This window comes from Streptomyces inhibens (genome assembly GCF_022221585.1).
Classification (GTDB): domain Bacteria; phylum Actinomycetota; class Actinomycetes; order Streptomycetales; family Streptomycetaceae; genus Streptomyces; species Streptomyces inhibens.
In genome coordinates this window covers 3,701,325-3,724,655 of the sequence record NZ_CP084681.1, presented here as the reverse complement: position 1 = coordinate 3,724,655, position 23,331 = coordinate 3,701,325, and the positions used below count along the sequence as shown (strand labels likewise).

The following is a 23,331-nucleotide window of genomic DNA, read 5'->3' as shown; positions in this document are numbered from 1 at the left end:
GCCCGACCTTTGCTATCCCAAGGGGAGGGTGCATGCGCAAGGCCACCAGATGGCTGCTGTCGCTCGCCGTGCTCATAGGCACGGTAGGAGCCGGCAGCGCGTCGGCAGGAGCGGCCACCGCCGCCGAGCCGAAGACCGAGGACATCAAGGACCGGATCCTGGCGATTCCGGGCATGAGCTTCACCGAAGAGAAGCCGGTCGACGGCTACCGCTACTTCGTCCTGAACTACACGCAGCCGATCGACCACCGGCACCCCTCGAAGGGGACCTTCCAGCAGCGGCTGACCGTGCTGCACAAGTCGGTGGACCGCCCGACGGTGTTCTTCACCTCCGGCTACAACGTCAGTACCACGCCGTCCCGCAGCGAGCCCACGAAGATCATCGACGGCAATCAAGTCTCCCTGGAATACCGCTACTTCACCCCGTCGCGGCCCGCGCCCGCCGACTGGAAGAAGCTGGACATCCGGCAGGCGGCCAACGACCAGCACCGTATCTTCGAGGCGCTGCACCGCATCTACGGCAAGAACTGGATCGCCACCGGCGGCAGCAAGGGCGGCATGACCGCCACGTACTACCGCCGCTTCTTCCCGCACGATATGAACGGCACCGTCGCCTACGTCGCGCCCAACGACGTCCGCAACGACGAGGACTCCGCCTACGACCGGTTCTTCCGGAACGTCGGCACCGCGCAGTGCCGCGCCGACCTCGCCGCCATCGAGCGCGAGGCCCTGGTGCGCCGCGGGGAGATGGTCGGGCGCTTCCAGGACTGGGCCGACAAGGAGAAGCAGACCTTCGAGAAGGTCGGCAGCGCCGACCGGGCCTATGAAGTCATGGTCACGGACCTGGTGTTCGGGTTCTGGCAGTACCAGCCGGCCGAGACCGCCTGCGCCGAGGTGCCCAAGCCGACCGTCTCCACGGACGACCTGTGGAAGTGGATGGACAAGGTCGGCGGCTTCGACAGCTACACCGACCAGGGCATGGAGTCGTACACGCCGTACTACTACCAGGCGGGCACCCAGCTCGGGGAGCCCGGCTACGGCTACCCGCAGCTGGCCGATCTGCTCAAGTACCCCGGGATCAACAACTCCCGGTCGTTCGTGCCGAAGGACATCCCGATGCGCTTCGACAAGCGCGCGATGCCCGACGTCGATCGCTGGGTGCGTCACCACGCCGACCGGATGATGTTCGTCAACGGCCAGTACGACCCCTGGAGTTCGGAGCACTTCGAGCTCGGCAAGGGCGCCCGGGACTCGTATGTCTTCACCGTGCCCGGCGGCAACCACGGCTCGAACATCGCCAAGTTGAAGGACGCCGACCGCACCAAGGCCACCGCCGAGCTTCTCGACTGGGCCGGCGTCCAGGCCCCGAGCGGCGAGGCCACCCCGCTGGCCCCGTACGACAAGAAGCTGGACAAGCAGGAGGTCCGGCGGATGCCGATGCTGCGGCCGTAAGGCCGTAAGGCCGTAAGGCCGTAAGGCCGTAGGGCCGTAGGACCGCAGGGCTTGTAGGGCTTGCAGGGCCGTAGGACAGCAGGGCGGCCCGTGACGGATGCGGCGCGCTCCCCGAGGGTGGGGAGCGCGCCGTACCTGTCCGCGGGCTCAGTACGACAGTCCGTGCCCGATCTGGTAGAGCGCCTGGTCCGGAGTGTCGGCGCGCATTATCGCGACCGGCAGCCTGCCCGTCGGATCCCGCCGGCCGGCGATCACCCGGGCCGCGGCCCGCAGCTCCACATCCGTCCAGGAGTAGCTCGCCAGGGCAGCCCTGACACCGTCCAACCGGGCGATGTCGTAAGGGTTGCGGACCGCCAGCTGCACCACCGGCTTGCCCGTGTCCAGGAGGGCGCCCACCAGCTTCCGCTGCGGCGACTGCGCGCTCACGTTGTACGTGGCCACCACCACCGCATCCCGCTCGCCGAGCGCCGCCACCGCCGCGTCGATCTGCTGCTGGGTCGGCGCCAGGCCCGTGGAGAGCGCGAGGGCCGAGAAGCCGAGCTCGGTGAGGGTCTTCGCGAGGACCGTGGTGGGCGGCCCGCCGGTGCCGGACGGCGCGGCCGCATCGACGCCCACCACCAGCACCCTGCGCTCCCGCCGCCGGGACAGCGGCAGAATGTCGGCGTCGTTGCGCAGCAGCGTGGTGGTGCGGTCCGCGATCCGGTCCGCGGTGGTGAGATGGCTGCGGGTGCCGACCACCCGGTCCACGTCCCGGTGTGTGGTGTACGGGTCCTTGAACAGTCCGCGCCGCTCCTTGAGCAGCAGGATGCGCATCAGCCTGGTGTCGATATCGCGCTCGGTCAGCTCGCCCTCCTGGATCGCCTTGAGGACGGCCGCATGCGCGAGGGACAGGTCCGGGGGGTTCAGCAGCTGGTCGACGCCGGCCTTGAGGGCGAGCACCGGCACCCGGGCATCGCCGTACTTCACCCGTACGCCCTCCATGCCGAGCGAATCCGTCACCACCACACCGTCGTAGCCGAGCCGTTCGCGCAGGATGCCGGTGAGGATCGGCCGGGAGAGCGTGGCCGGGTCCTCGCTGGAATCGAAGGCGGGGACGACGATATGCGCCGTCATGATCGAATCGATACCGGCGGCGATCGCGGCCTTGAAGGGCGGTGCGTCCAGCCGCTCCCACTGCTCGGCGGTGTGGTGGATGTACGGCAGCCCGACATGGCTGTCGGTGTCGGTGTCGCCGTGCCCGGGGAAGTGCTTGGCGCAGGAGGCGATGCCGGCGCCCTGATAACCCTTCACCTCGGCGGAGACCATACGGGCCACGGCCTGCGGATCGGCGCCGAAGGAACGGACGCCGATGACCGGGTTGGCCGGGTTGACATTGACATCGGCGTCCGGCGCGTAGTTCTGCCGGATGCCCATGGCGTACAGCTCCTCGCCGGCGATCCTGGCGGCTGTGCGGGCATCGTCGCGGGACCCGCCCGCGCCGAGCGCCATCGCCCCGGGGAAGAGCGTCGCGGGCGCGCCGACGCGGGCCACTATGCCGTGTTCCTGGTCGGTGGAGATCAGCAGCGGGATGGGGACGCGCTGGGCGGCGGCGGCCTTCTGGATGCCGTTGGAGAGGTCGGCGATCTGGTGCGGCTCACGGGTGTTGTGGGCCCAGCCGAAGTAGATGATGCCGCCGACGTGGTACTTGGCGATCAGCTCCGCGGCGTTGGCGACCCCGATCTCCTTCTGGTTCGCCGCGACATCGGCCGGGTCGGGGTCGGTGGCGGAGTGCCCGTAGACCCGCATCACAAAGAGCTGGCCGACCTTTTCCTCCGGAGTCATACGGGAGATGAGGCGGCGCAGTCGGGCCCGGGTGGCGGCGGAGGGGGCGGGGGCGGCCGCGGGGGCGGAGGGCTGGGTTCCGATGGTGGGCGCTGCGGCGTGCGCGGGGGTGGCGCCCGTGGCACAGGCGGCGGCTGCGGCTGCGGCGGTGGTCAGGACGGTACGTCTGGAGTGCATCTGCGCTCCTTCCGGAGGGCTTCCTCGGCTCATTGAAGGAAACTTCCAAGGAGACACGGATAGCCGGAAAACTATTGTCGGTCAATGACTCGATCCGTGGTGGCGCTCAGGTATTGCGGGGCGGCCGGGGGTGTGTGATGGGGCGTCGGGGGCGGTGGGGAGGCGAGGGGGCTTCGGGGGGAGGCGGCAGGCCGAGGTCAGGTGCCCGCGGGGGCGTCCGGAGCGGTGCCCTTGAGGAGGCGTTGGAGGTGGGCGCGGCCGGGGGCCAGGAGGGCGGGGAGCTCGGCCGCCTCGGGGTACCAGCGCTTCTCGTACTCCCAGCAGAGCCAGCCGCCCGAGCCCTGGTCGTAGATGCCCTCGGGCGTCGGCACCGGGCCGTGGGCGTCGCGGGGTTCTTGGCCGAGCGTGGCCAGGACGGCCGCGAGCGGCAGGGCGCCGGCGCCGAGCGGCAGGGGCGTGCTGTCCTCGGCCGAGGCGACGTCCTTGACCTGGACGTAGCCCAGATGCGGGGCGAGCACGGCATGGGTGTCGACGGGCTCCTCGCCGCCGAGCCAGCTGTGCAGCACATCCCAGAGCGCACCGATCTGACGATGGCCCACGGGCCCCAGGATGCGGGCGGCGGCCGCGCCCGTACGGTGCGAGTCATGGGTCTCCAGCAGCACGCGGACGCCCCGCTCGGCCGCGAGCGGCGCCACCGTGGCGAGCCGGCGGGCGGCATCCGCGTCCGCCTCGGCCGCCGGCCGGTCACCGCCGCCGGGGAACACCCGCACATACGGCGCCCCCAGATCGGCGGCGAGGAGCACCAGCTCACGCAGCTCCTGCGCCAGCTCCTCCTCACCCGCAGCGTCCCGGGCGGCGGCGACCCTGGCGTACCCGGCGACGGCCAGGATCTCGACCCCGGCGTCCGCGAACCGGCCGCGCACGGCGGCCCGTTCCCGCGCCCCGATCAGCGGATGCACCGGCTCCTCCGGATGGGCCCGCAGCTCCACCCCCTGATACCCGGCCTCGACGGCCAGCCGCAGCACGTCGGCCACCGGCATCCCCGGCACCCCGAGGGTGGAGAAGGCGAACCGCATCGTGGGGGTGAGGTCATCCGTGCCGCCGCCAGTGGTGCCCGTGCCGTTGCTGCCCATGCCGCGCTCCTCCGTCTCGCTCACGTACATGCTGCTGACGTCCGTACCGCTGACGTCCGTGCTGCTGACGTCCGTACTGCTCACGTCCATGCCGCTGACGTACGTGTTGCCTATGCCCTGGGCACGTATGCCCCTGCGGCCCGCGTCAACGCCGTCACCCTGGCCATCACAGCGCCAGCCGCCAGTCCTGGCCGGCCAGGTCCTGTCCGAAGCTGTGGTGCGCCGACTCGGCGACCAGCTCGAATCCGGCCCGCTGATAGATGCTGCGGGCCGCGCCGAGTATGGAGTTGGTCCACAGCACCAGCTCGGCATATCCGGCGTCCCGCGCGAACTCCACGCAGACATCGACCAGTTGACGGCCCACGCCATGCCCACGGGCGCCCGGCTCCACGAGCAGCAGCCGCAACCGGGCAACCCCCGGCCTGCCGTCCCGTACGCACATCACCGCGCCCGCCCTCTCGCCGCCCAGCTCCGCTATCCAGGTGCGGTCCCACCGCGGGTCGAAGGCCTCGGCGTACTCCGCGACGATCCGGGCCACCAGCGCCTCGTAGCTCAGATCGAAGCCGTACTCGGCGGCGTAGAGGGCGGCGTTGCGCTCCACCATCCAGCCGAGGTCCCCGGGGCGGGTGGTACGCAGCGTGACCTCGGGGGCGGGGGCCGTCGATGCCCGGTCCGCGTCCTCGTCGAGCAGCGTGCGGATGGTCCGCATCGAGGCCACCAGACGGGCCCGGTCCGCGACCGGCAGCCGCTCCAGCAGCGACCCCGCGGCGTCCTGCGAACGCTCCTCCAGCAGACCGGCCGCATTCCGGCCGTCCTTGGTCAGCGTGATGCGCTGACGGCGTGGATCCCGCTCGGATTTACCGCGGGTGATCAGCTCGCGGTCCTCGAACTTGCCGAGCAGCCGGCTGAGATAGCCGGCGTCCAGCGACAGCGATGCGCGCAGATCCGCGGCGTCCACCCGCTGCTGGTGGGCGAGCTCGTAGAGCACCCGGGCCTCGGTGAGGGTGAACGGGGTGTAGAGATGCCGGCCGTAGTCGAGCGCGCCGATCAGGTTCGTATAGAAGCGGTTGAATCTGCGCAGCTCACGGACGTCGGCTGCGGTGTCGGACGCCTCGCCGGCCGCCGGGCCGGGCTGCGCGCCGGATGTCGTATCGGATGTCGTCCCGGTTGTCATCGTCGACCCACTCACCCTTGACTGAGTCAAGGGTACGCGACCGAGGCCGATCCGCGCACCTTGGCGTCCAACACAGCGGACGCCGCAGCTTCGTGGCTGCGCGCCAAGGATGGGCTAGCCTCCGGCTGAAGTGGGGGTGCGCTCAAGAACAGCGATCACGACTCCAATCCCGAGAGGGGCCGACCGTGACACGCACGACCGTACGCATTGCCATGAACGGCGTGACCGGGCGCATGGGACATCGCCAGCACCTGGTCCGCTCCCTCCTCGCCCTGCGCGCACAGGGCGGCCTCGAACTGGCCGACGGGACGGTGATCTGGCCGGAGCCGGTGCTCGTCGGCCGCTCCCCGCACAAGCTGCGCGCACTGGCCGAACGGCACGGCCTGGAGCACTGGAGCTGCGACCTCGACGCCGTACTCGCCGACGACAGCATCGACGTCTACTTCGACGCACAGGTCACCGCCGCCCGCGCGGAGGCCGTGAAGAAGGCGATTGCCGCCGGAAAGCACCTCTACGTCGAAAAGCCCACCGCAAGCGACCTCGCGGGCGCGCTGGAGCTGGCCCGCCTGGCCCGGGACGCCGGCGTCAAACACGGCGTGGTCCAGGACAAGCTCTTCCTGCCCGGTCTCCGCAAGCTCCGCCGCCTCGTCGAGGGCGGCTTCTTCGGCCGCATCCTGTCCGTACGGGGCGAGTTCGGCTACTGGGTCTTCGAGGGTGACTGGCAGCAGGCGCAGCGCCCCTCCTGGAACTACCGCGCCGAGGACGGCGGCGGCATCACGGCCGATATGTTCCCGCACTGGGAGTACGTCCTGCACGAGCTGTTCGGGCCGGTCAGGACCGTCCAGGCGCATATCACCACGCATGTCCCGCGCCGCTGGGACGAGTCGGGCACGCCGTACGACGCCACCGCCGACGACGCCGCGTACGGCATCTTCGAGCTGACCGGCGGCATCGTCGCGCAGATCAACTCCTCGTGGGCGGTCCGGGTGCACCGCGACGAACTGGTGGAGTTCCAGGTGGACGGCACCGAGGGATCGGCCGTGGCCGGGCTGCGCCGCTGCCGGGTCCAGCACCGTTCCAGCACTCCCAAACCGGTCTGGAACCCGGATATTCCGGCCGCCGAACCGTTCCGCGACCAGTGGCAGGAGGTTCCCGACAACGCCGACTTCGACAACGGCTTCAAGGCGCAGTGGGAGCTGTTTCTGCGGCATGTCGTACGCGACGAGCCCTGGCGCTGGGACCTGGCGGCCGGAGCCCGGGGTGTCCAACTCGCCGAACTGGGGCTGCGGTCGTCGGCGCAGGGCCGCCGCCTGGAGGTACCGGAGCTGACCCTGTGAACGCGGCGCCGGCCTCGTCCGATGCCGCCACCGGGTCCGCCACCGGGTCCGTCAGCGCGTCCGTCACCGCGTCCGTCACCGCGTCCGCCACCGGGTCCGTCACCGAGCCCGCCACCGGGTCCGAAGGTGCGACTCCCCGGCCCTCGTTGCGCTCCCGTACGGTCTTCGCCGCCGCCCATGTGGTCGTCGATCCGCTCGCCGACACCACCCCGGACGGCCCTGCCGCACTCGACTGGGACGCCACCCTCGCCTTCCGCCACCACCTGTGGGCGCAGGGCCTGGGCGTGGCCGAGGCGATGGACACCGCGCAGCGCGGGACGGGCCTGGACTGGGGAGGCGCCGCCGAACTGATCCGGCGCTCGGCGGCCGAGGCCAAGGCGGTCGGCGGCCTGCTCGCCTGCGGAGCCGGCACCGACCAACTCCCGCCTCATGGCTCCTCCTTGACGGACGTCCGAGAGGCGTACGAGGAGCAACTCGCACTTGTGGAGGACGCCGGAGCCCGGCCGATCCTGATGGCGTCCCGTCAGCTCGCCGCGGCCGCCACCGGACCGGCCGACTACCTGGAGCTGTACGGCCATCTGCTGCGCCAGACCGCCCGGCCGGTGATCCTGCACTGGCTCGGCCCGATGTTCGACCCGGCGCTCGACGGCTACTGGGGCAGCGCCGAACTCGATGCCGCCACCGAGACGTTTCTGCAGATCATCGCCGCACACCCCGACAAGGTGGACGGCGTCAAGGTCTCCCTGCTGGACGCCGACCGCGAGGTACGGCTGCGCCGCCGGCTGCCGGAGACCGTGCGCTGTTACACCGGCGACGACTTCCACTACCCGGAGCTGATCGCCGGCGACGACCACGGCTTCAGCCATGCGCTGCTGGGCATCTTCGACCCGCTCGCCCCACTGGCCGCCGAGGCCGTACGCCACCTGGACACAGGGGACACCGCGGGGTTCCGGGCCGCCCTGGACCCGACCGTCGCGCTCTCCCGGCACCTCTTCCAGGCGCCCACCCGCTACTACAAGACCGGCATCGTCCTGCTGGCCTGGCTGGCGGGGCACCAATCGCACTTCACCATGGCCGGCGGCCTGCAGTCGGCCCGCTCGCTGCCGCATCTGCGGCGCGCCTACGAACTGGCCGACGGGCTCGGCCTGTTCCCGGACCCGGAGCTGGCCGCCGACCGGATGGGGAAGCTGCTCGCCGTATATGGGGTGGGGGAGACGGCGGCGGAGAAGAGGGGGGAGGAGACATGAGCGGCGACACCGAGCCGCTGAAGCACCGGACCACGGCCGATTCCGCCGACTCCGCCGGTTCCGCCGACTCCGCCGACTCCGCCGACTCCGCTGACTCCCTCCTCGCCCGTCTGAGCCTCAATCAGCGGACCGTCAAACAGTGGTCACTGCCCGATCTGGCCGACGGGTGTGCGCGGGCGGGCGTACGGGGCGTGGGACTGTGGCGTGCGCCGGTGCAGGAGTACGGGGTGGCCGCGGCCGCCCGGCTCGTACGGGACGCCGGGCTGCGGGTCACCAGCCTGTGCCGGGGCGGGTTCTTCACCGCCCTGGACCTGGCTGAGCGGGCCGCGGCGCTGGACGACAACCGGGCGGCCATCGAGGAGGCGGCCGTGCTCGGGACCGACACCCTGGTCCTGGTCTCCGGCGGACTGCCCACCGGCAGCCGGGATCTGCCCGGTGCCCGGGAGCGGATCGCGGACGCGCTGGGCGAGTTGGGGCCGTACGCCGCGGAGCGGGGCATACGGCTGGCGATCGAACCGCTGCATCCGATGTTCGCGGCCGACCGGTGTGTGGTCTCGACGCTCGCGCAGGCGCTGGATCTCGCCGAGCGGTTCCCCGTCGAGCAGGTGGGGGTGGTCGTCGACACCTACCACCTGTGGTGGGACGACACGGTCGGCGCGCAGATCGAGCGCGCGGGGAAGGAGCCCGGCGGCGGGGCCCGTTCGAGGATCGCCGCCTTCCAGCTCGCCGACTGGATCACCCCGCTGCCCGAGGGCGTCCTCCTGGGGCGTGGGCAGCTCGGTGACGGTTCGGTGGATCTGCGGTGGTTCCGGGAGCGGGTCGAGGCGGCCGGCTACCAGGGGCCGATCGAGGTGGAGATCTTCAACCCGGCGCTGTGGGCGCGGGAGGGTGCGGAGGTGCTCGCCGAGATCGTGGACCGCTTCCGGGCGCATGTGGGATGACGGCGGGAATTCGTGCAGCAGGTGTACATCGGGTGAGGGGGAAATAACTCAGCGAAGGCGCACAACCGTTGGCCGCCTACAAAGGTCATAGCTGACGCTGGTCCCGATATGGGGAGGGATCCGGGGGGATCCGGGGCCGGCATGGAGGGGGAATCGAGGGGCCCGACCATCGGACGGGCCCCTCGATGGTGTTCCGCCGGGGCTCCGGCTCACTGTCCTCGGAGCCGTGCTTCGTGCGGGGCTTCGCTCTCTGCCCCCGGAGCCGTGCTTTGCGCGGGGCTTCGCTCACTGTCCCCGGAGCCGTGCTTCGCGCGGGGCCTCGCTCTCCGCCCCCGAAACCTTGCTTCGCGCGGGGCTTCGCTCCCCCACCCCCGAACCCACCCCCCGCCCCCTCCCCCGAAGGGGGAGAGGGGGAGGGGGCGGGGGAGGCGTTTCGAGGCGCGGGGAGGCGCTTCGAGGCGGGTTGTCAGACCTCGGCGGTGTGGGTTGTCAGACCTCGGCGGTACCGTCGTTCCATGGTCAACGCAGCCGTCGTGGAAGGGGTCCTGGAGCGGATCACCTACGCCAATGAGGAGAGCGGCTATACGGTCGCGCGGGTTGATACGGGCCGCGGTTCGGGTGATCTGCTGACCGTTGTGGGTGCGTTGCTCGGGGCGCAGCCGGGGGAATCGCTGCGTATGGAGGGGCGCTGGGGCTCCCATCCGCAGTACGGCAAGCAGTTCACGGTCGAGAACTACACCACCCTCCTGCCCGCCACGATCCAGGGCATCCGCCGCTATCTGGGCTCCGGCCTGATCAAGGGCATCGGTCCGCGGATCGCGGACCGCATCGTCGAGCACTTCGGTACGGACACCCTCGACGTCATCGAGAGCGAGCCCGAGCGCCTCGTCGAGGTGCCGGGTCTGGGCCCCAAGCGGACGAAGATGATCGGGGCGGCCTGGGAGGAGCAGAAGGCCATCAAGGAGGTCATGGTCTTCCTCCAGGGCGTCGGTGTGTCCACCTCCATCGCGGTGCGGATCTACAAGAAGTACGGCGATGCCTCGATCTCCGTGGTCCGTAACGAGCCCTATCGGCTGGCCGCGGATGTGTGGGGCATCGGCTTTCTGACCGCCGACCGCATCGCCCAGTCCGTCGGCATCCCGCACGACAGCCCGGACCGGGTCAAGGCGGGCCTGCAGTACGCGCTGTCGCAGTCCACCGACCAGGGCCACTGCTTCCTCCCCGAGGAGCAACTGATCGCGGACGCGGTGAAGTTGCTACAGGTGGACACCGGACTGGTCATCGACTGTCTGGGCGAGCTGGCCGCGGACCCGGAGGGGGTGGTCCGGGAGAAGGTGCCGGGCGGCGCGGACGAGGCGCCGGTCACCGCCGTCTATCTGGTGCCGTTCCATCGCGCCGAGATCTCGCTCGCCGGCCGGCTGACCCGGCTGCTGCGTACGGACGAGGACCGGATGCCGGCGTTCCGGGACGTCGACTGGGACAAGGCGCTGGCGTGGCTGGCGCGGCGTACGGGTGCCGAGCTGGCGCCCGAGCAGCAGGAGGCGGTACGGCTGGCGCTGACGCAGAAGGTCGCGGTGCTCACCGGCGGCCCGGGCTGCGGCAAGTCCTTCACGGTCCGGTCGGTGGTCGAGCTGGCCCGCGCCAAGAAGGCCAAGGTGGTGCTGGCGGCTCCCACGGGCCGGGCGGCCAAGCGGCTCTCGGAGCTGACCGGGGCGGAGGCCTCCACGGTCCACCGCCTCCTGGAGCTGAAGCCGGGCGGGGACGCCGCGTACGACGCCGACCGGCCGCTGGACGCCGATCTGGTGGTGGTCGACGAGGCCTCGATGCTGGATCTGCTGCTGGCCAACAAGCTCGTCAAGGCGGTGCCGCCGGGCGCCCATCTGCTGCTGGTCGGGGATGTGGACCAGCTGCCGTCGGTGGGGGCCGGTGAGGTCCTGCGGGACATGCTCTCCGAGGGAGGGCCCGTTCCCGCCGTCCGGCTGACCCGGATCTTCCGGCAGGCCCAGCAGTCCGGCGTGGTCACCAACGCCCACCGCATCAACTCCGGCGTCCCGCCGCTGACGACCGGGCTGGCGGATTTCTTTCTGTTCGTCGAGGAGGACAACGAGGAGGCCGGGCGGCTGACGGTGGATGTGGCGGCGCGCCGGATCCCGGCGAAGTTCGGCCTCGACCCGCGCCGCGACGTTCAGGTACTGACCCCGATGCACCGCGGTCCGGCCGGTGCGGGCGCCCTGAACGGTCTGCTCCAGCAGGCCGTCACCCCCGCCCGCCCCGATCTGCCCGAGCGCCGCTTCGGCGGCCGGGTCTTCCGGGTCGGCGACAAAGTCACCCAGATCCGGAACAACTACGAAAAGGGCCGCAACGGCGTCTTCAACGGCACGGTCGGTGTCGTCACCGCGCTGGACTCCGACGAGCAGCGGCTGACGGTGCGGACCGACGAGGGCGAGGAGGTTCCGTACGACTTCGACGAACTCGACGAACTCGCGCACGCCTATGCCGTGACGATCCATCGCTCGCAGGGTAGTGAGTATCCAGCGGTGGTGATTCCGGTCACCACCAGTGCCTGGATGATGCTGCAGCGCAATTTGCTGTATACCGCCGTGACCCGGGCAAAGCGCTTGGTGGTGCTGGTCGGCTCCCGGAAGGCCCTGGGGCAGGCCGTCCGCACCGTATCCGCCGGTCGGCGGTGTACGGCGCTCGCTCACCGGCTCGCCGGGGCCATGTGATGTCACTCCTCTTTCCCAATCGGGGCGAAGGGGAGCAGGATGGACACTCACGCGGCACTGAGTGCCGCAATGAGGCCCTATGGCCGACCCCGAGTGCACATCCAAGGTCCAAATGGGGGAAGGTATAGGCAGTCAGGGCACCTCGAAGAAGAGGCACAACGTCGGTGAGGGATGACGTGAGCGACAACTCTGTAGTACTGCGTTACGGGGACGGCGAATACAGCTACCCGGTCGTCGACAGCAGCGTCGGCGACAAGGGCTTCGACATCTCGAAGCTGCGCGCCCAGACCGGTCTGGTGACCCTGGATTCCGGTTACGGCAACACCGCGGCATATAAATCCGCGATCACCTATCTCGATGGTGAACAGGGCATTCTTCGTTACCGCGGGTATCCGATCGAGCAGCTCGCAGAGCGCAGCACGTTCGTCGAGACCGCGTACCTCCTCATCAACGGCGAGCTGCCCACCGTCGATGAGCTGGCGAACTTCAAGCAGGACATCACGTACCACACCCTGCTTCACGAGGACGTCAAGCGCTTCTACGACGGCTTCCCCCGGGACGCTCACCCGATGGCGATGCTGTCGTCGGTCGTCAGCGCGCTGTCGACGTTCTACCAGGACAGCCACAACCCGTTCGACGAGCAGCAGCGCCACATCTCCACGATCCGGCTGCTGGCCAAGCTCCCGACGATCGCGGCCTACGCGTACAAGAAGTCGGTCGGCCACCCGGTCGTCTACCCGAGCAACGACCTCGGGTACGTCGAGAACTTCCTGCGTATGACCTTCTCGGTGCCCGCCGCGGACTACGACCTCGACCCGGTCGTGGTCAGCGCCCTCGACAAGCTGCTGATCCTGCACGCGGACCACGAGCAGAACTGCTCGACCTCCACGGTGCGTCTGGTCGGCTCCTCGCAGGCGAACCTCTTCGCCTCGATCTCGGCCGGCATCAACGCCCTGTGGGGCCCCCTGCACGGCGGTGCCAACCAGTCCGTGCTGGAGATGCTGGAGGGCATCCAGCGCGACGGCGGCGACGTCGACTCCTTCATCCGCAAGGTGAAGAACAAGGAAGACGGCGTGAAGCTCATGGGCTTCGGGCACCGCGTCTACAAGAACTTCGACCCCCGGGCGAAGATCATCAAGGCGGCGGCGCACGATGTCCTCTCCGCGCTCGGCAAGTCCGACGAGCTGCTGGACATCGCCCTCAAGCTGGAGGAGCACGCGCTCTCCGACGACTACTTCGTCTCGCGCAAGCTCTACCCGAACGTCGACTTCTACACCGGCCTGATCTACCGGGCCATGGGCTTCCCGACCGAGATGTTCACCGTGCTCTTCGCGCTCGGCCGGCTGCCCGGCTGGATCGCCCAGTGGCACGAGATGATCAAGGAGCCCGGCTCCCGCATCGGCCGCCCGCGGCAGATCTACACCGGTGTCGTCGAGCGCAACTTCGTGCCGGTCGAGGAGCGCTGACGGCCGCCTTCTGAGGGCAGGCCCTGACGCGCACAAACGAAAAGCGCCCCGCCTCCGGATCCCCCCACGGGTCCAGAGTGCGGGGCGCTTCCCTGTTCCCGGGTCGGATTCCCCCCACGGGATCCGTCCGGGCGCTCCGGGTCGCACCGCGCTCCGCCGGGACGCGCACATTCGGGAGGGCCGCTCAAAGCTCCCCGGGCGCGTCGCCCCGGCCACGCGTAGCCGGACATGATCCCCCAAGATCAGCACGGCTGGTGCAGTGCAAGACCCGCCGGGGTGCCTGCACTGCCCGGTTAGACTCGCGACCCCCCTCAATGGTTACGTTCCGATGAGTGTGATCTGCGTCTCTTGCCATATAGGGGCGAATGCGGTCAAGGGTCACGAGTTGGAGATCGAGGCCCTGAGGTATGGGTGTTGTGTCAGTTGTAAGAGCAATGTGAATTTTCGTTGTCGCAGGCTGTTGCCGGCTGCCTCGGTGGCGGCCGGCGCCTCTCGCGGCTTTGGCTGCCGGTGCCTCCCGCGGCTTCGGCGGCAGCTCGACCCCGGCCTCTTCGGTCGCTCGCGCACGAGGCGCAGGCCTTCCCGCCGATGGCGAGCTCGACCTGCGCCTGCGTGGTGGAGCCGGGCACCGTGATCAGGCAGCCTGCCCCACGAGCTCGTAGCCGGCCTCGTCGATGGCCGCGCGCACGGCCTCCTCGTCCAGCGGGGCCTTGGACGTGACGGTCACCAGGCCGGTGGCTGCGACCGCCTGCACCGAGCTGACCCCGGCGATCTCGCCGATCTCGGACGACACCGCACCCTCGCAGTGGCCGCAGGTCATGCCGGTGACCTTGTACGTGGTGGTCACCTCGCCGACCTGGACGTCGGTGCCGCCGGAGTGGCAGGAGCCTTCCGGGGTGCAGCAGGAGCTGTTCTCAGCCATGGGGGATTCTCCTTGTGGTGCCGATGTGTTCCGTGTGGTGCACGGTGCCAGGGTGTCGGAGCGCGCCGCGAGAGGCCCGGGCGGCTGCCGGTGTCTCCCGACCTTAGTCACTGTATACCCCTAGGGGGTATCAATCCAGGCCGGTGGCACGCCCATCACGTTGCCGTGCGCCCCCTCACGCGTCAGCCTTGGGATACGGACTCGGGGCGATCCGAGGAGGCGGCCGGATGGACGTACTCGCCCTCTACGGCCTGCTGGTGCTCACGACACTGCCGCCGCTGGTCCCCAACTCCGCGCTGCTGGTCTCCGCCGGCGTGCTCGCCTCCCGCGGAGAGGCGTTCCTCCCGCTGATCCTGCTGGTCGTGGCGGCCAGCGCCCTGCTGGGGGACCTGCTCATGTACCTCGTGGCCCGGCGGTTCGGCGAACCCGTACGCCGCTGGATGCGCCGCACCCCGCGCAGCCGGGCGCTGCTGGAGTGGACCTCGCAGCGCATCCAGCGGTACGGCGTGCCGTTCGTGATCGCCGTACGGTTCCTGCCCAGCGGGCGGATCGCCGGCGCACTCGCCTCCGGGGTGCTGCGCTATCCGGTGCGCAAGTACATGCTCGGCGCCGGTATCGCCGAGGTGTCCTGGGCGACGTACTCGGTCGGACTCGGCTACCTCGGCAGCGCCGCCGCCGGCCGCCCGCTCTACGCCGCCGGGATCGGCCTGGGCGTCTCCTGTGCGGTCGCCGCCGTGGGCACCGCGATCCAGTGGGCCGCCCGTCGGCGCGCCCTGCGCGAGGCGCCCAAGGGCAGCGGTGAGGGCGAGAGCGGCGGGACCTGCAAGGGGGACGGTGAGGGGCGTGGCGACCGGGCCTCGTCCGTCGTGGCCATATGACCGGTACGGGGGGGACGGCCCGGGCCTGACCTCGGGCCGTCCCCCCCGTATCAGCGCAGCAGATTCACGCCGGAGAGCGCGGTGAACAGCAGCACCAGCCGCGCGAAGACGGCCTGATCGATGCGGTGCACCACGGCCCGCCCGATCAGCGCGCCGGCCGGCACGGCGAGCGCGAGGACCGCGTCCAGCGCGAGCGCATCGGGCGTGACCAGCCCCAGCGCGATGCTGAACGGCAGCTTGAAGAGGTTGACGATCAGGAAGAACCACGCCCCGGTGCCCAGGAAGCCGAGCATGGTGAAGCCCGAGGCGAGCAGGTAGAGCGACATCGCGGGGCCGCCGGCGTTGGCGACCATGGTGGCGAAACCGGCGAGGAGACCGAAGAGCAGCGTGTGGCCGCGCCGCGGCCCGGCCGCCCGGTCCGTGTCCGCGTCCGTGCCGCCCGACGCCCGGCGCTCGCGGGCCCGCCGCGACAGCCGGTGGCGCCACACGTGGTGCAGCACGATCGTCAGCAGCAGTACGCCGATCGTGCGGCGGACGACGGTGTCATCGGTGACGGCGACAAAGGCGACACCGAGGAGCACACCGACCGCGACCGAGGGCATCAGCCGCAGCAGGGCGGGCCAGTCGGTGTGCTTGCGATAGGCCCGGACCGCCAGGACGTCGCCGACCAGGAGCAGCGGCAACAGGGCGCCGGTGGACTCCTTGGCGGGCAGTACGGCGGCGAAGAGCGCGACGCTCAGCGCGCCGACGCCGCTGATGGCGGTCTTGGAGACCCCCACCAACAGCGCGGCCAGGACCAGGGTGGCGAGCGATATGACCCCGAGGTCGCTCACGCGTCCGGGGTCGCGCCGCCGGCGGTGGCCCGGACGTCGGCGACGGCGACCGGTGCGCCGGTCCGGCGCGAGCGCTCACAGGCCTCGGCGACATAGAGCGCCTCCAACGCCTCCGCGGGCGAGCAGGGGCTCGGCGTCCGGCCCGCGGCGACCTCGGTGAAGACGCCCAGCTCGGTGACGTAGGCGTCGTGGAAGCGCTCCATGAACGTGGCGTACGGGGCGGCCGCCCGCTGCCACGACAGCTTCGGCTCCGCGGTCGGCAGCGGTGCGCGGTCGTCGAGGCCCACGAAACGGGCGCCCTCGGAGCCGCAGACCTCCAGCCGGACGTCGTGGCCGGCGCCGTTGTAGCGGGTCGCGGTGACGGTGGCCAGGGTGTCGTCGTCGAAGCGCAGCAGCGCGGCGCAGGTGTCGACATCGTCGCCGTCGGCGAAGAAGGACGCGCCGCGGTTGGCGCCCTGGGCGTAGACCGAGACCACCTCGCGGCCCGTGAGCCAGCGCAGGATGTCGAAGTCGTGGATGCTGCAGTCCCGGAACAGCCCGCCGGAGGTCGGGATATAGCCGGCCGGCGGCGGTGTCTGATCGCTGGTGCAGGCGCGCAGGGTGTGCAGCCAGCCCAGCTCGCCGGAGCGCAGCGCCTCACGGGCGGCGCGGTAGCCCGCGTCGAAGCGACGCTGGAAGCCGATCTGTACGGGGACGGTGCCGGACTGCGCCCGCTCCACCACCCCGAGGGTGCCCGGCACGTCCAGCGCGACCGGCTTCTCGCAGAACACCGGCACCCCGGCGTCCAGGGCCTGATGGATCAGCGTGGCGTGCGCGCTGGTCGCGGCGGTGATCACCACGCCGTCCAGGCCGTCCGCGTACATCTCCTCGATGCTTGGGGCGGCCCGTACCCCGAGGGTGTCCGCCAGCGACGCGGCGCGCGCGGTGTCCACATCCGCGACCACGATGCCGGTGACACCCGGGACGCTCCGGAGGGTCTTGGCGTGGAACGCGCCGATGCGCCCGGTGCCGATCAGGCCGATCTTCATGCTCGGTCCTTCCCGAGAGGAATGGGACGGTGAATTGGAACGGTCCAACGCTGTCCTCCTCGGCACCCTGCATGTCCTGATGTCGGCATGTCAACCCTTGTGCAGGGGTGCGGCGGTGCCTATTGCGGCCGAGGGGCGGCGATTGACGCCCGACCTGACCCGATGGAAGGATTTCCGTTCATGGAACGGTCCAATGAGCTGGCCGAGGGGCGGGGCGGCGGGCGAGTCGCTGGGCAGGCCGATGGGCGGCGCCCTCCGACGATCCGCGGTGTCGCCGAGCGCGCGGGCGTCTCCAAATCGCTGGTCTCGCTCGTCCTCCAGGGCTCGCCGCGGGTCAGCGACGCCAAGCGGCAGGCCGTGCTGGACGCCATCGAGGAGCTGGGCTACCGGCCGAACGCCGCCGCCCGCAGCCTTGTCGCACGCCGTACGCACACCGTCGGCGTGCTGCTGAACGATATGCGCAACCCCTGGTTCGTCGAGGTCCTCGACGGTCTGAACTCGCTGCTGGAGGCGCACGGTCTGCGGATGCTGATGGCCGACGGGCGGCTCGACCGGCGGGCCGGCCAGGACTTCGCCCGCACCTTCCAGGAACTGCGGGTCGACGGCCTCGTCGTCGTCGGCACACTCCCGGACACCGATGGGCTCGCCGAGGTCGCCGAGCGGCTGCCGACGGTCATCGCGGGCAACCACGAACCCCGGCTGCCGCACGTCGACATCGTCGCCAACGACGACGAGCGCGGCGCCCGGCTCGCCACCGAGCACCTGATCGCCCTCGGCCACCGGCGGATCGCCCATATCGCCGGGCAGGGGCTGGTCGGCGAGCTGCGCCGACGCGGCTTCGAGGCCGCCGTACGCGCCCACGGCCTGGCGGCGAGCGCCGTCGTGGAGAGCGGTGACGGGACCGAGGAGGGCGGCTACCGCGCCGCCGTCCGGCTGCTCAACCCGTCGCGCGGCACCGAACGCCCCACCGGCGTCTTCGCGTTCAATGACATCTCCTGCGTCGGCGCGCTGTCCGCCGCCCAGGAACTGGGCCTGGACGTACCCGCCGACCTCTCTCTCGTCGGCTACGACAACACCTACCTCGCCCGCATCCGCCACCTCTGGCTGAACTCGGTGAACAACGCCAGCCACGAGATCGGCCGCCGGGCGGCGCGCTGCCTCTTGGACCGTATGGACTGCCCCGACACCCCGGCCGGTCATCAACTCGTCGCCCCGGAGCTGGAGATCAGGGGATCGACGGCGCCGCCCAAGCCCTGACCTCCGGGCCCGGCTCCGGCTCCCTGGCCCCAGGAGTTGTCGTCAAAGTGTCACGCCCACATCAGGAGCGACTCAGGCAGGCCCTAAGGGATATCCGACTGACAGCGGCGACGGTAGTAGGCGTAGGTCAGGACCAGCAGCAAAGGGCCCCACAAGGTGAACAAGCCGCTGACCGTGATCGCCAGCGTGTCCCACCCATCGGCGTACGGGAAGCCGCTCGCGCCGCCGATGCGGAAAGCGCCGAACGCCCAGTGCACCATCAGCGCGAGGAAGGCGAGCCCGGCGAGGGCCCCGGGGGCGATCACCGCGAAGGGCGGGATGCGCTTGCCGCCCACCTTGGGGATCCAGTCGGGCACGACCTCTCCCCAACGGCGCACCAGACCGAAGGTGAGCAGGGCGAACGACTCGGAGAGGACGCTGAGTCCGACGACGTAAGGGGCGTTGAACCACGCCGGGGGCAGGACCGCCCCACCCATGCCGTAGCCGAAACCGATCGGCAGCCGCCACAGGCACACCGGCAGCGCCACCAGCGGGATGAGGTGGGCGACGATCTCCGCCCAGCGTGGGACAGGTCGCTCGGTGTCGTGTGTGGTCGAGGCCGGGGTGGATCCGTCGATCGCTGTCATGATCCTCAGCATCTTCGATCGCCGGTGACCGGTCCTCACGCCTACGGCGGATCGCCCCTCACCGCATGGGTGAGCCCCTGTCAGCCTTCGGGAGGAGCAGTCCGAGAGAAGTCCCGCCCGACCGGCCCGGACCCTGAGGGTGTGTCAGGGTCGGTCGCTCCGAAGGATTACGACTGACGCGACTTGGGGGTGATTACTCCCCCGCTCCACGCCACTAGCTTTTGTTGCTGTCACAAGATCGCAGGGGCGGACCGCAGGGCCCACGGGACCGCCGCACAGCGGGGACAGCGGGAGTGGAGAGATGGAATCGGAAACGAAGCGGCGCAGGGTGTCGCGTGCTCGTCGGATGCGGGCCGGTGCGTTCCTCGGCGCGGCCGTGGTCGGTGTGAGCGCGGCCCTGGGCGCGGCGGGGACGGCCCAGGCCATGTCCGGCGGTACGCAGTTGCCGCGGCCGGGGGCGGCTCCGTGGCTTGCGACGCTGGCCGTGAAGGGCGACGCCCCACTGCTGGCACGGGCCTCGTGCGGGGGCGCGCTGATCGCACCCGACCGCGTGCTCACCGCGGCCCACTGTCTCGACGGCGTGGACGTCAAGAAGATCGAGGTGCACATCGGGTCCTCGGTGCTGTCGCAGGATCCGGGCACCGTACGCGACATCCGCAGCGCCGAACCGCACCCGGGCTACAAGCTGTTGCCCTCCCCGGTGGACCCCGATCGCCCCGAACTGTCCTCGGCGGCCTACGACATGGCGGAGATCCGCCTCACCGCCCCGGTTCGCGGCGTCAAGCCGCTCCCGATCGCGAAGCAGCGGCCGCGCCCCGGAACGAAGGCTTCGATCTTCGCCCATGGCATCACGGCCGCGCCGGATCCGAGCCAGCCGGACAAGGAGATCCGCGGCGATGTGCTGCGTCGAGGGGACCTGACCGTACGGAGTCATGCGCAGTGCGCCGCCCAGACTCCGGCGGTGGTGGACGACGCGTCGATGTTCTGCGCCCGCGACCTGGACGGCGGCGGCGCGACGATGTGCTTCGGCGACAGTGGGAGTCCGCTGGTCGTGCGGGGGCAGCGAGGGCCGGAGCTGGTCGGCGTCTTCAGCTTTGCCGGCGAGACGGCCGGCAAGGTGTGCGGACAGGCCGCCGATGCCGCGTTCGCCGATGTGCCGGGATTGCGGGGACCGAGGGCGTCGGAGTCGATAGCGGGTTCCTAGAACGACAGGGCCTGGCCCTGCTCGCCCCGCAGTTCGCGGTCGAGTGCGCGCAGCAGGGTCAGCAGCATCCGGTTCAACGGGGTCGCGATGCCGTGCCGTTCGCCGGCCCTGACCACCGCGCCGGTGAGGAACTCGTGCTCCAGCGGGCGGCCCGCGAGGCGGTCGTAGAGCATCGAGGAGCCGCCGTCCGGCGGTGCGGTGGCGTACAGCTCCAGCGTCCTGGTGACGTCCGCTTCGCCGATGTCCGCGCCCTCGGCGCGCGCGACGGCGGCCGCCTCGCGCAGCAGATCGCGGGTGAGCGCGGCCATCTCGGGGTCGGCGAAGATCCCTATCCGCTGCTGGAGCAGGGCGGTGATCGGGTTGGCCGCGAGGTTGGTGAACAGCTTGCGCCAGGCGGCCGTGGTGAAGTCCCGGACGGGATGCACCCGTAGCTCGCTGCCGGCCAGCAGGGCGGCGAACCGGTCGGCCAACGGGCCCTCGGGTACATGCAGTTCGCTGGCGACATGGTGCCGGATCCGGCCGGGGGCGATGCGCTCCGCCGAGATGTAGACCACGGTCGGCAGGATGTCGGTGCCCTCGGGGACGATCGGGGCGACCCGCTCCTCCTGGCCGATACCGTTCTGCAGCACCGCGACGGCGGTGTCCGGGCCGCACAGCCTCCGCAGCCAGCCCTCGGCGCTCACGGTGTCCTGTGCCTTGGTGGTCAGCAGTACCCAGTCGACCGGCGTCACCTGCGCGGGGTCGGTGGCGATGCGTACCGCCGCGGGCCGGGTCCCGCCCTCGCTCTCGATGGTCAGTCCGGGCAGCGGGCTGCGGACGCACAGTGTGACGTCGAGGCCGGCCCACTGGGCCTGGGCGGCGGTGTAGCCGCCGATCGCGCCGGCGCCGATCACCGCGATCCGGGTGGGCGCCGCGGCCTGGGAGGTGCGGGGCATACCACGATCGTAGAGGCCCCGGAGGCTTCCCGGGCGCCTGCCGCGCTTGGCCCCCGGCGCCGGGCCGGGCGCCGGGGACAGGGTCTGTTCGGTGGATCTCAGCGTCGGCCGCGCTGGCCGGGACGCTGGGCCACCCATGCTCTGACCGTGTCGGCGAACCAGTACGGTTTTCCGCCCTCCACCAGATCCGGTTCGGGCAACAGTCCGTGCTTGCGGTACGAGCGCACGGTGTCCGGCTGCACCTGGATGTGTGCGGCGATCTCCTTGTAGGACCAGAGCCTGCGGTCGGTCATCTCTGCCACCTCCTGAGGGCCGTACGCAGGGTCGGCCCGGGGGAGCCGGCGCGGGGGCCGCGTACGGCCTGGTGATCACTCACCCTGTGCCTGGACAACGACACCGAGTGACCGCCGGGGAGGGGCTGTTGAACGGCTGTGACGGAAGGACCGCTCAACGGTGACAGTCGTGACGCGGGGCGGATGGCTGTGACGGAGGCGGGACGGGACAGGCCGGGGCGGGTGGGGCGGATGGGGCAATCCCAGGGGCAGCCCCTGCGCGCGCCCCGTCCGGAGCCCGGCCGTCGCCCCGGCCGGAGCCCGGCCGTCGCCCCGCCCGGCGTCCGGCCGTCGCCCCGCCCGGCGCCCGGCCGGCACCGCGGCCGACGCCCCGTCAGCCCGCCTTCGCCTCCGCCGTCTTCCGCAGCTCGTGCTCCAGGTCCTCCAGCGCCAGCCCCTTCGTCTCCGGTGCGTACCGCTTGCAGAAGAGCAGGGACAGTACGCACATCACGCCGAAGAACCAGAAGGTGGTGCTCGCGCCGACCGCGTCCAGCAGTACCGGGAAGACCAGCGCGACCGCGAAGTTGACCACCCACATCACGAACACCGCGGCGCCCATGGCCAGTCCGCGGACCTTGAGCGGGAACATCTCGGCGAGCAGCAGCCAGACGCCGGTGTTGAGGGTGGCCTGCATGAAGGCCATGTAGAGGACCATCAGGCAGAGCACCAGCACGCTGACGGCACCGGAGTGCGGGAGGTGGAAGGCCGCGCCCAGCAGGGCGAGCGAGACGGTCATCCCGGCCAGGCCGTTGATCAGCAGGGGCCGCCGGCCGACCCGGTCGATCAGCGACATCCCGATCGTGGTGGCGAGGACGGAGATGGCGCCGATCGCGATGGTGGCGGTGATCGCCGCGCCGGTTCCCAGGCCGGTGGACGCCAGGATCTTGGGCGCGAAGTAGACGACGGCATTGACGCCGGTGATCTGCTGGACCGCCGCCAGACCGATGCCGACCAGCAGCAGCCGCCGCACCCAGGGCGTGCGCAGCTGCTCCCAGGCGCCGCGCCGGGCATCGGCCTCCAGGTTGCGGGCCTGGTCGATACGGGCCAGCTCGGCGGGCACGTCCTCGACGGGCAGCGTACGGCGCAGCACCCCGGCCGCGTCGTCCTGCCGGCCCTTGCTGATGTACCAGCGGGGTGTGTCGGGCAGGAAGAAGAGCCCGACGAACAGAGCCACGGCGGGCAGTGCGGCCAGGCCCAGCATCCAGCGCCAGGCCGCCCAGTGCGCCAGGACGGCGTTGACGAGGTAGGCGAGCAGCTGGCCGCTGACGATCATCAGGGAGTTGAAGGAGACCAGCCGGCCGCGGATGTGCGGGGGTGCGATCTCGGAGAGGTAGAGCGGGGTGATCACCGAGGCGCTGCCCACGGCGAGGCCGAGGACGAAGCGCGCCACGGTCATGAAGGGGAGGGTGGGGGAGAGCGCTACGGCCAGCGCGCCGCCGATGAACACGGCGCCCGCCCACAGCAGGGAGTTGCGCCGGCCCAGCGCATCGGACATCCGGCCGCCGATCAGCGAGCCGAAGGCCGCGCCGATCAGCAGCGCGCTGGTGATGATGCCCTCGCCCAGGGAGGTGAGACCGAAGTGGTCCTCCATGAAGGGAAGGGCGCCGGAGATCACTCCGGTGTCGTAGCCGAAGAGGGCGCCGCCGAGGGCGGCGATGGCAGCGATGCCGACGATGAAGCGCTTGGCGTTGCGGGCCTGTGCGCTGACGCGCGGGCCGGCGGACGCCGCCTGGCTGGTCGCAGCGGCCATCGTCAGCTCCGGTCCGCCCCGCCGGTCAACGTGCCGACCGGGGCGGGGGGTTGGCACAGGGGTATGAGGTGGAGCGGAGCGGCATGGCGGGCG

19 protein-coding genes are annotated in these 23,331 nt (G+C 70.9%); 9 read left to right on the top strand and 10 right to left on the bottom strand.

Going from position 1 to position 23,331, the window contains the following annotated elements; all coding sequences use genetic code 11:
- Window positions 1–32 precede the first annotated feature (32 nt).
- Complete coding sequence (locus tag KI385_RS17015; protein WP_238573049.1) at window positions 33–1,451, top strand: S28 family serine protease; 1,419 nt, start codon at window positions 33–35, stop codon at window positions 1,449–1,451.
- Window positions 1,452–1,598: 147 nt separating this feature from the next.
- Here the strand turns inward: KI385_RS17015 and KI385_RS17010 are convergent, their stop codons facing one another.
- From KI385_RS17010 to KI385_RS17000, 3 genes are all read right to left on the bottom strand, one after another.
- Window positions 1,599–3,449, bottom strand: a complete 1,851-nt coding sequence (locus tag KI385_RS17010; protein ID WP_238573048.1) for a glycoside hydrolase family 3 protein — start codon at window positions 3,447–3,449, stop codon at window positions 1,599–1,601.
- A gap of 197 nt (window positions 3,450–3,646) precedes the next feature.
- Window positions 3,647–4,525, bottom strand: coding sequence for a sugar phosphate isomerase/epimerase family protein (locus tag KI385_RS17005; protein ID WP_238577719.1), 879 nt, complete (start codon window positions 4,523–4,525; stop codon window positions 3,647–3,649).
- A gap of 223 nt (window positions 4,526–4,748) precedes the next feature.
- Window positions 4,749–5,756, bottom strand: coding sequence for a bifunctional helix-turn-helix transcriptional regulator/GNAT family N-acetyltransferase (locus KI385_RS17000; protein ID WP_238573047.1), 1,008 nt, complete (start codon window positions 5,754–5,756; stop codon window positions 4,749–4,751).
- 185 nt (window positions 5,757–5,941) lie between these two features.
- Between KI385_RS17000 and KI385_RS16995 the strand changes: the two genes are divergently transcribed.
- From KI385_RS16995 to KI385_RS16975, 5 genes are all read left to right on the top strand, one after another.
- A complete protein-coding gene (locus KI385_RS16995; protein WP_238573046.1) occupies window positions 5,942–7,093 on the top strand; it encodes a Gfo/Idh/MocA family protein in 1,152 nt (383 codons plus the stop codon).
- 146 nt (window positions 7,094–7,239) lie between these two features.
- Complete coding sequence (locus KI385_RS16990; protein WP_238577718.1) at window positions 7,240–8,340, top strand: dihydrodipicolinate synthase family protein; 1,101 nt, start codon at window positions 7,240–7,242, stop codon at window positions 8,338–8,340.
- Complete coding sequence (locus KI385_RS16985; protein ID WP_238573045.1) at window positions 8,337–9,281, top strand: sugar phosphate isomerase/epimerase family protein; 945 nt, start codon at window positions 8,337–8,339, stop codon at window positions 9,279–9,281. The genes KI385_RS16990 and KI385_RS16985 overlap by 4 nt, the downstream gene beginning before the upstream one ends.
- Before the next feature lie 515 nt (window positions 9,282–9,796).
- Window positions 9,797–12,007, top strand: coding sequence for an SF1B family DNA helicase RecD2 (gene recD2 / locus KI385_RS16980; RefSeq protein WP_238573044.1), 2,211 nt, complete (start codon window positions 9,797–9,799; stop codon window positions 12,005–12,007).
- A 176-nt stretch (window positions 12,008–12,183) separates the two neighbouring features.
- The gene (locus KI385_RS16975) at window positions 12,184–13,473 is read left to right on the top strand and encodes a citrate synthase (protein ID WP_128511447.1); all 1,290 of its coding nucleotides are present in this window, start codon (window positions 12,184–12,186) and stop codon (window positions 13,471–13,473) included.
- A gap of 634 nt (window positions 13,474–14,107) precedes the next feature.
- Here the strand turns inward: KI385_RS16975 and KI385_RS16970 are convergent.
- On the bottom strand, window positions 14,108–14,395 hold the full coding sequence (locus tag KI385_RS16970) for a heavy-metal-associated domain-containing protein (protein WP_238573043.1): 288 nt from the start codon (window positions 14,393–14,395) through the stop codon (window positions 14,108–14,110).
- Between the two features lie 227 nt (window positions 14,396–14,622).
- On the opposite strand from KI385_RS16970, the gene KI385_RS16965 reads away from it, so the two are divergent.
- Entirely contained in the window at window positions 14,623–15,273 is a 651-nt protein-coding gene (locus tag KI385_RS16965) for a DedA family protein (protein ID WP_238573042.1), read from the top strand.
- A 50-nt stretch (window positions 15,274–15,323) separates the two neighbouring features.
- Here the strand turns inward: KI385_RS16965 and KI385_RS16960 are convergent, their stop codons facing one another.
- Entirely contained in the window at window positions 15,324–16,106 is a 783-nt protein-coding gene (locus tag KI385_RS16960) for a sulfite exporter TauE/SafE family protein (RefSeq protein ID WP_238573041.1), read from the bottom strand.
- On the bottom strand, window positions 16,103–17,134 hold the full coding sequence (locus KI385_RS16955) for a Gfo/Idh/MocA family protein (protein WP_238573040.1): 1,032 nt from the start codon (window positions 17,132–17,134) through the stop codon (window positions 16,103–16,105). The genes KI385_RS16960 and KI385_RS16955 overlap by 4 nt, the downstream gene beginning before the upstream one ends.
- A 180-nt stretch (window positions 17,135–17,314) precedes the next feature.
- On the opposite strand from KI385_RS16955, the gene KI385_RS16950 reads away from it, so the two are divergent.
- Entirely contained in the window at window positions 17,315–18,391 is a 1,077-nt protein-coding gene (locus KI385_RS16950; protein WP_238573039.1) for a LacI family DNA-binding transcriptional regulator, read from the top strand.
- Between the two features lie 83 nt (window positions 18,392–18,474).
- On the opposite strand, the gene KI385_RS16945 is transcribed toward KI385_RS16950, so the two are convergent.
- Window positions 18,475–19,017, bottom strand: a complete 543-nt coding sequence (locus tag KI385_RS16945; protein ID WP_238573038.1) for a hypothetical protein — start codon at window positions 19,015–19,017, stop codon at window positions 18,475–18,477.
- A 301-nt stretch (window positions 19,018–19,318) separates the two neighbouring features.
- Between KI385_RS16945 and KI385_RS16940 the strand changes: the two genes are divergently transcribed.
- Window positions 19,319–20,221 carry a S1 family peptidase gene (locus KI385_RS16940; RefSeq protein ID WP_238573037.1) on the top strand — a complete coding sequence of 301 codons (903 nt, stop codon included), beginning with the start codon at window positions 19,319–19,321 and terminating at the stop codon, window positions 20,219–20,221.
- Here the strand turns inward: KI385_RS16940 and KI385_RS16935 are convergent.
- From KI385_RS16935 to KI385_RS16925, 3 genes are all read right to left on the bottom strand, one after another.
- Window positions 20,218–21,156 carry a 2-dehydropantoate 2-reductase gene (locus KI385_RS16935; protein ID WP_238573036.1) on the bottom strand — a complete coding sequence of 313 codons (939 nt, stop codon included), beginning with the start codon at window positions 21,154–21,156 and terminating at the stop codon, window positions 20,218–20,220. The two genes, KI385_RS16940 and KI385_RS16935, sit on opposite strands and share 4 nt — an antisense overlap.
- 98 nt (window positions 21,157–21,254) lie before the next feature.
- Window positions 21,255–21,449 (bottom strand): helix-turn-helix transcriptional regulator, encoded by a 195-nt coding sequence (locus KI385_RS16930; protein WP_033265761.1) that lies wholly within the window; start codon window positions 21,447–21,449, stop codon window positions 21,255–21,257.
- Window positions 21,450–21,822: 373 nt separating this feature from the next.
- Window positions 21,823–23,238 (bottom strand): sugar porter family MFS transporter, encoded by a 1,416-nt coding sequence (locus tag KI385_RS16925; protein WP_238573035.1) that lies wholly within the window; start codon window positions 23,236–23,238, stop codon window positions 21,823–21,825.
- Window positions 23,239–23,331 lie beyond the last annotated feature (93 nt).